This window comes from Neisseria sp. P0022.S010, assembly GCF_051956635.1.
This window is the reverse complement of sequence record NZ_JBQCXF010000296.1, coordinates 1-3,565: the sequence shown is the minus strand read 5'-3', so window position 1 is coordinate 3,565 and position 3,565 is coordinate 1. Positions and strand designations below refer to the sequence as shown.

Annotated in this window: 4 protein-coding genes; 1 reads left to right on the top strand and 3 read right to left on the bottom strand. The window is 51.4% G+C overall.

Annotated features, from left to right (window positions below):
- Positions 1-308: 308 nt before the first annotated feature.
- From ACTHUT_RS15630 to ACTHUT_RS15620, 3 genes are all read right to left on the bottom strand, one after another.
- Entirely contained in the window at positions 309-1,076 is a 768-nt protein-coding gene (locus ACTHUT_RS15630; RefSeq protein ID WP_049329852.1) for a TatD family hydrolase, read from the bottom strand.
- 13 nt (positions 1,077-1,089) lie between these two features.
- On the bottom strand, positions 1,090-2,073 hold the full coding sequence (locus ACTHUT_RS15625; protein WP_049329853.1) for an asparaginase: 984 nt from the start codon (positions 2,071-2,073) through the stop codon (positions 1,090-1,092).
- A 66-nt stretch (positions 2,074-2,139) separates the two neighbouring features.
- The gene (locus ACTHUT_RS15620) at positions 2,140-2,802 is read right to left on the bottom strand and encodes a DedA family protein (RefSeq protein ID WP_070713137.1); all 663 of its coding nucleotides are present in this window, start codon (positions 2,800-2,802) and stop codon (positions 2,140-2,142) included.
- Positions 2,803-3,051: 249 nt separating this feature from the next.
- Here ACTHUT_RS15620 and ACTHUT_RS15615 point away from each other — a divergent pair.
- Positions 3,052-3,565, top strand: a 514-nt coding sequence (locus tag ACTHUT_RS15615) for a UbiD family decarboxylase domain-containing protein (RefSeq protein WP_440419001.1), incomplete at its 3' end; no start/stop codon positions are given.

Here is a 3,565-nt window from a genome sequence, read left to right as displayed (position 1 = left end):
GTGTGTATGTTGTTCTGCCATAAGTATTTTCCGCCTTTTTCAGACGGCCTTATTATCAAAAAAAAGCACATTTTAACGTAAATAAAAAGTTTGCCCAATAATATGGGTAATACTTTTTATCAATCAAAGGAAAAATACGGTTTTAAAAAGCTGAAATAGGAGAATTAGCGATATTTTGTGCTAAAAACATTTTTTCAGACGGCCTTGTATCGCTTTTTATTCATGAATATGGGGTAGGAAAGGCAGAGTGTGTCGGTTTGGAAACGAAATGGCAGGGCAAGGCTTTTTGATGCTTTGAGGTCGGCATATTAAGGGGAAGTATGGAGCAGGGAATCCACGTTTTGCTCGGTGATTTCAGCCAGTTGTGTCAGCGGTATGCCGCGCAATTCGGCGGCAATTTCGGCGATACGTCGGATGTTGGCTGGTGTATTGGTTTCATGGCCGAGCATAAAAGGGCTGTCGGTTTCGAGAACGAAATCCGTGTCGTTTAAAGCTTGTAAGGCGGCACGGACTTTTTTTGCATTGGGATTGAGTAGCAGCGAGCCTATGCCGATTTTGAAGCCGAGTTTCACCAAAATCTGTGCTTCTTCTACGCTGCCGGAGAAGGCGTGAACGATACCGCCTTGTGTGAAACCGGCGGTTTTAACGGCGGCGGCAATGGCGGCGGTAGCTTTCAGATTATGGATGATGACGCGGCGGTTGAGGTTTTGGGCGAGGATGAGTTGGCGGATAAAGACGTCGGTCTGCGTGTCGCGTTGTGCTTGGGTTTGCTCTTTGCCATAAAAATCCAAGCCGATTTCGCCAACCCATGCTTGAGGATGCCGGATTAATTCGGACTTTAACTCCTGGAATACCGCTTCGTTGAGGCCGTCTGAAAACCATGGGTGAATGCCCAAAGCGATATGGATATTTTCAGACGGCCTTTCCAACTGCGCAACTTCCTGCCAATCCTTGGGAGATGTTGCCGGTACGATAAAACGCGCTACGCCGACGGCTTGCGCTTCGGCAAGCACGGTAGGCAGCGTGTTGGCAAGTTTAGGGTCGGCAAGATGACAGTGGGTGTCGGTAAAAGTCATGTTAAATGGCGGTTTACAGCAGATTTAATTGTCGCAATTCTTGTTGCACCTTATCCGCATTCCAGTCATGGGATACGGCAAGGGTCATCAGCGCAGTGGCGGTTTCAAGGTTGCATTTGCCGCCATTAATAATGCCTGCCTGACGCAAAGCATCGCCTTGGGCATAAACGGCAGCGGCGCAACCTTGCGGCACTTGGCTGATGTTGAGCAGCAATTTGCCTTGTTGCGTAAAGGCTTGGACGGCTCGGACAAACGCATCGTCGCTCGGCGCATTGCCGTGGCCGTAGCTTTGCAGAATCAGGGCTTGGGTGGAAAGATGGGGCAGGCCGTCTGAAAGTTCTTGCGCGGCATAACCGGGAATCAGCGTGCGGACGGAAACTTTTGCTTCGGGGGATGGAAGACGCGGTTTGAGGCCGTCTGAATGTTGGGTCGGGGCGGTACGGATATTGTGCCAACCTTTGTTTCCCTCCCATTCGGCGAGCGTGCCAAAATGCAGGTTGTCAAAACCTGCAGCGGTCTCGGTGCTGACCTTGCTGCTGCCGACGGCGGGGAAGAGTTTGCCGTCAAAGGCAATGGCCACTTGTTTGAGTTTGAGCGAGAAGGCGGAAACGGAGATGGCAAGGTTACGCGGCGCATCACTGTTGGCGGCATCGTAAGGCCATTGCGAGCCGGTCAGGATAACGGGTTTGTCCAAACCTTGCAGCGAAAGGGCGAAGAGGTTGGCGGTGTACGCCATGGTATCCGTGCCGTGCAGCACCAAAATGCCGTCATAGTCAGGCAGCTTGGCGATAATAAGCTCCAACCAGTCGCGTTGGTTTTGCAGCGTTACCGCGGAAGAATCGATGAGCGGCTGACAAACGTGCCATTCGAAATCAAGGCCGTCTGAAAAGGGGGCAAGGGCTTTATCGACGAGTGCAGTATCGGGACGCAGGCCGGCGCTGCTTTGGGTCATGCCGATGGTGCCGCCGGTGTAGAGGACGAAGATTTTTTGTTTCATGGTGTTTCTGATGAATGATTGAGGCCGTCTGAAAGAGGGGAAGTGTTTCAGACGGCCTGGAATGATTTATTGATTGGTTTGTTTTTTGGCTTTTGCGGCGCGTTTTTCGTGCAGTTTTTCACGGAAGAAGGTATGGCGGCGGTGTTTTCTCCACCAAATCCAGCCGACAATGACTGCGCCGATGCCCAGTACGATAAAGATACCTGATTGCAGGCTGTGCATTTTCTTCATCAGCCAGTCGGTATTGCGTGCGCCGTATTCGCCCAAATAAATCCAAACCGGAACGGAAATCAGCGCGGCCAAACCGTCCATCAGGATGAAGCGCAGGTAGGAAACCTTGCGGCTGATGCCTGCGGTCACGAAAACGGCGGTACGCAGGCCGGGCAGGAAACGGGCGACGAATAAAACCCAGTTGCCGTATTTGTCGAATTTTTCCTGTACTTGGGCATAGCGTTTGGGCGTCATCACGCGCGCAATCGGTTTGAATTTAAGGATTTTTTGCCCCCAAATCCGGCCGGCAGCAAACATAAAGCCGTCGCCTACCAATACGCCGAGCATACCGACGGCAAACATAATATGCGAGTTGGTATAACCCAGGCCGGAAATCACGCCGCCGGTTACCAGCGTCAAATCTTCAGGAATCGGCACGCCGAAGCCGCAAATAACCAAAACGAAAAACACGGCCGCATAGCCGTATTCAACGAAAAAAGATTCTAAAAATGCAAACATGGCCGCCGTCCCACGATAGATATTGATTGATGACTGGATTAAGTTGGAATTCTACCAAAGATAAGGCAGTCTGAAAGCAATCACAAGCAGATATTGTTTAAATTTGACGGTAGTTTGCAAAAAATATGGAAATTCGGATGCGGAAAGTTGGGATATGGACGGATTTGGCAGGTACAATAGCCACTGGTTTATCTTTCAAACCCGAAATGGCGGTCTGCTTTCAGACGGCCTGTTCAGGAAAATGAAATCATGAAATACAGAGATTTGCGAGAATTTATCGCCGGATTGGAAGCCTATGGCAAACTCAAGCGCATTCAGCATCCGGTGTCGCCGCATTTGGAAATGACCGAAATCGCCGACCGCGTGCTGCGCGCCGAAGGGCCGGCGTTGCTGTTTGAAAACCCGATTAAGCCCGACGGCACGCGCTACGATTATCCCGTGTTGGCGAACCTGTTCGGCACGCCCGAACGCGTGGCGCTGGGCATGGGGGCGGACAGTGTGTCCAAGCTGCGCGAAATCGGGCAGACGCTGGCGTATTTGAAAGAACCCGAACCGCCCAAAGGCATTAAAGACGCGATTTCCAAACTGCCGTTACTGAAAGATATTTGGAGCATGGCGCCGAACGTGGTGAAAAACGCGCCGTGTCAGGAAATCGTGTGGGAAGGCGAAGACGTTGATTTGTATAAACTTCCGATTCAGCATTGCTGGCCGGAAGACGTTGCGCCGCTGGTAACGTGGGGCTTGACCGTCACGCGCGGTCCAC

Coding starts and splice junctions, on each gene's coding strand:
- ACTHUT_RS15625 (WP_049329853.1), bottom strand. CDS start 2,073: ATGAAACAAAAAATCTTCGTCCTCTACACCGGCGGCACCATCGGCATG.
- ACTHUT_RS15630 (WP_049329852.1), bottom strand. CDS start 1,076: ATGACTTTTACCGACACCCACTGTCATCTTGCCGACCCTAAACTTGCC.
- ACTHUT_RS15620 (WP_070713137.1), bottom strand. CDS start 2,802: ATGTTTGCATTTTTAGAATCTTTTTTCGTTGAATACGGCTATGCGGCC.